Origin of the sequence: Paenibacillus terrae HPL-003 (assembly GCF_000235585.1) — a bacterium.
Lineage (GTDB): Bacteria > Bacillota > Bacilli > Paenibacillales > Paenibacillaceae > Paenibacillus > Paenibacillus terrae_B.
Window position 1 is genome coordinate 4,223,905 of sequence record NC_016641.1, and the last position, 3,893, is coordinate 4,227,797.

Consider the following 3,893-nt stretch of genomic DNA (forward strand, 5'->3'; position numbering starts at 1 on the left):
ACTCATACATCCAGAGCCAGAGTTTATCTCACCATGTCCATTGCAACTTAAAAAAGTTCGCACTGCGAAAGTGTGAGCAACGAAAAAGAGGGATGTCCTTGTTTCGATCAAATTCTGCTTTTCGAAGACTCGCGCGTTATGTAAGACCGTACAATCTATGGGTTTTCATAACAGTGATCGCCTCCTTATGTTTGGCAGCCATAGACATTATTTTGGGTAAGGCCATCGAGCAAATGGTAGGGGGGACCTTCTCCTCCACCCAAAACATGATCTATCTAGTTGTTGGTATGACGCTAATTGGAATGCCCTGTAAGTTTGTGATGAGGTACGCTTCAGCGCGATTTAGCGTTAGCGCACTGCGCGATTTGAGAGGCGACCTCGTACATAAGTTTTGCGATTTACCGGTTTCCAGAGTGGAGAGGAAATTCACTGGAGATTTGGTATCCCGGCTTACGAACAATACGGCGATGTTACAGAATTTTTTTATCGAGCAGTTTGCCAATCTGTTTTATTTACCGCTGGTGTTTACGGCATCACTAACGTTGCTTTTAATAACAAGCTGGAAGCTGATCTTGGCCAGTCTTGCGCTTATGCCTGTAGGAATGATCATAACAACACTGATGAGCAGGCCGATTGAAAAATATTCCGAGCAGCTTCAGGAGAAAATGGCTCATTTGAACGCGGTCGGACAGGATGCAATTGGAGGAATTCCCATCGTCAAGGCATTCAATATGCAGGCTGTGTTGTTGAAGAAGTATATGGTGATTATGGAGGAGGTCGTCAGGCGCGGATTGGGACTGGAAAAGCGCTATGCGTCTATTACTCCGGTAGGTGTGATGATGCTGGCAACACCCATTATTTTGGTCATTGCGTACGGAGGATACCTGATTCAACAAGGAGAGCTGAATGCTGGAGGCATCGTCCTATTTTTATATCTGATTTCGTTCATATTGCAGCCTGTTTCCATGCTGCCGATGATCATCTCGCAAATGAAGGAAGCGGGGGGAGCGGCGAGGCATTTGTTTGAGGTATTGGATTGGCCGGATGAACGTCAAGGTGGTGAAATCACCTCAGTCGATGAGAATCGAGGGGATAAGGGCCTACGTTTTGAAGACGATGCAGCTAGGAAAGCCAACCAAGCTAGTCAAGCAAGTAAAAGCGAGATAGACGGAGCAGAAAGCGACGATGACGCTGCTGTGGTCAGGTTTGACCATTTGACCTTTGGCTACGACGAAGGGAACACGGTGCTCAAGGATATCAGCTTCCAAGTAGGACAAGGAGAAACGGTAGCGATTGTCGGCGGCAGCGGTGGCGGCAAAAGCACAATTTTTAAGCTGCTTTGCGGATTTAATGAACCGGGAGAGCATGCTGGAACCGTTCAACTATTTGGAAAGAGTTTGACGGATTGGAATTTAACAAGCCTGCGCAGCCATATTTCGATGGTATCTCAGGAGCCGTCGCTTTTTCCGGCCACGATTGCAGAAAATATCGGATATGGACGTCTGGAGGCGACGCGTGAAGAAATTGTAGAGGCGGCGAAAGCGGCGCATGCGCATGATTTTATTGTTCAGCTTCCCGAGGGCTACGAAACCCTTTTGAGCGAGCGGGGAGGCGGATTGTCTGGTGGACAAAAGCAGCGTATTTCCATAGCAAGAGCATTGTTGAAAAATGCTCCGCTGCTTTTACTGGATGAGCCAACTTCAGCGCTCGATAGCCAGTCGGAGGCTCAGGTGCAGATCGCGATGAATGCAGCAATGCATAATCGGACGGTACTGGTGATTGCTCATCGACTGTCAACCGTGCGTCAGGCGAACCGGATTATTGTACTTGATCAGGGGAGCGTTGTGGAATCGGGCACGCATGAGGAATTACTGGGTCGCGATGGTGAATATCGAAAGCTGTATTTGCAAAATTTCGAAGAAGAACTGCATACGATGGAAAACGGCAATTCGATGCCAGAGGAAAGGAGTGAGAAACGTGACCTTCAAGCAGGGGTTTTATGAGTTTAAGCAGTTGATTTCCCTGATGAAGCCGCACCGAAAATGGTATTTTATCGGGTTGTTTGGCAACAGTCTGACCAATGCGAGCATCACGATTTTACTTTCCTTTGTGGTGCATTATTTGCTGAATTTTGCGGTTGATGGGGAAGTGCAGGGGCTTTACCAGGCGATTTATTTGGTTAGCGGTACGTTTTTGGCACTAAGTCTTATTTCTCCGCTGTGCAGCTACATGTATAAGCGGTGTGTGAAGCTGGCGATTGCCAATGTACGGGTGAGACTATTCGGGCATATCGTCAAGCTATCATATGAAAAGGCTGAAAAACGCCATTCTGGTGATCTTGTATCCCGCATGACAAACGATGTAAAGACGTTGGAGCAGGCTTTCACCGTTCATATTCGCTCGATTATACTGGAAGTTTCACTTTTCTTTGGTTCGCTGGTCATTATGCTGGTGCTGGATTGGCGATTTGGGGTTATGGCGGTTTTACTTGGGCTGGCTTCAGCTTGGGTAAATTCTCATTTCGCGAAGAAGATGCGACAGACGAGTGAAGAGTTACAAGGACGGATGAGCAGGTTCACGGAACGGTTAAGTGATTTGCTGTCCGGCTTGCAGACGGTGAAGCTGTTTGGATTGCGGACAAAGGTAGGCGGACTTTGTAACGATGCAAGCGAGGACATAAACCGCATCAGCATCCGGCAGGGACGTCATATGGGCTTGCAGGATATGTATAATTTTGTAATTGAATTCATTACGCTGGGTGGTGTGCTTGTCACTGGACTGATTCTGGTTTCACAGAAGCAGATGGAGCTGGGAGTACTGGGACAAATTGTGCAGCTGCAAGGCGGCATTTCCACGGTGTTTTTGGAGCTGGGGGCGGCTGTATCGCTGTTGCAGAACTCCTTGGCGGGCTTGGCGCGTATCCGCGAAATCCTGAATGAGTCGAAGGAAGATGAGCATTTTCCAGCGTCGAAACAGAAGGAACCGCAAGCTGGGCTGATCGGCTCGGAGGCAGCAGTTTTATCAGCTCGTGAACCTACGGGATCTTATAGTGCTGTCGAAACTGTGAGCTCAGGCCATAACATTGAACAAGTTCCGGCTGCGCTGGAGCTGCACGACATCACCTTCGGCTATCAGCCGGACCGTCCAACGCTGCGAAGGCTGAACCTGGTCGTGCCGGAAGGGCAGGTCACCGCGCTCGTCGGCCCAAGTGGTGGTGGCAAAAGCACAGTCATGAAGCTATTGCTAGGCTTTTATCCACCGGATGAAGGTGTGCTGCGGGTCCGAGGTCGATCGGCAGGAGAGCTTCGGCTAGATGAGGTCAGGGATTTGATGGGCTATGTCCCACAGGAGGCCACGTTGTTCCACGGTACAGTAGCGGATAATATCCGCTTTGGCTCGCCGGATGCCACGGATGAGGAAGTGGAGGCTGCGGCCAAAACGGCCTATGCCAGCGGCTTCATAGCCGAGCTGCCAGAGGGCTACGACACCATAGTTGGTGAACGCGGAGCCAACCTGTCCGGCGGTCAAAGACAGCGGATCGCGATTGCCCGCGCTTTGCTCAAAAACGCACCGATTTTGCTGCTGGATGAAGCGACCTCGGCGCTGGATGCAGAATCGGAATATGAGGTCCAGCAGGGCTTAAATGAGCTGATGAAGGATCGTACGACATTAGTCATTGCCCACCGATTATCTACAATTGAGCGGGCGGATACGATCTGTGTTCTTGCCGAAGGCGAGCTGAAAGAACAGGGTACCCATGACCAGCTCCTTGCCAAAGACGGTCATTATGCGAAGCTGTATGAGCTTCAGTTTCGAAAGCATCCCGAGGAACAAACCGCATAAATGCGCGAAGTACCTTTTTAACAATATCTATTTTGCGAGGAGAGAGACAT

General features: G+C 49.6%; 2 protein-coding genes. Both read left to right on the forward strand.

Annotated features, from left to right (window positions below; genetic code table 11):
• Nucleotides 1-98: 98 nt before the first annotated feature.
• A complete protein-coding gene (locus tag HPL003_RS19260) occupies nucleotides 99-2,003 on the forward strand; it encodes an ABC transporter ATP-binding protein (protein WP_043922446.1) in 1,905 nt (634 codons plus the stop codon).
• Complete coding sequence (locus tag HPL003_RS19265) at nucleotides 1,978-3,843, forward strand: ABC transporter ATP-binding protein (protein ID WP_014281408.1); 1,866 nt, start codon at nucleotides 1,978-1,980, stop codon at nucleotides 3,841-3,843. The genes HPL003_RS19260 and HPL003_RS19265 overlap by 26 nt, the downstream gene beginning before the upstream one ends.
• The last annotated feature ends 50 nt before the right edge of the window (nucleotides 3,844-3,893 follow it).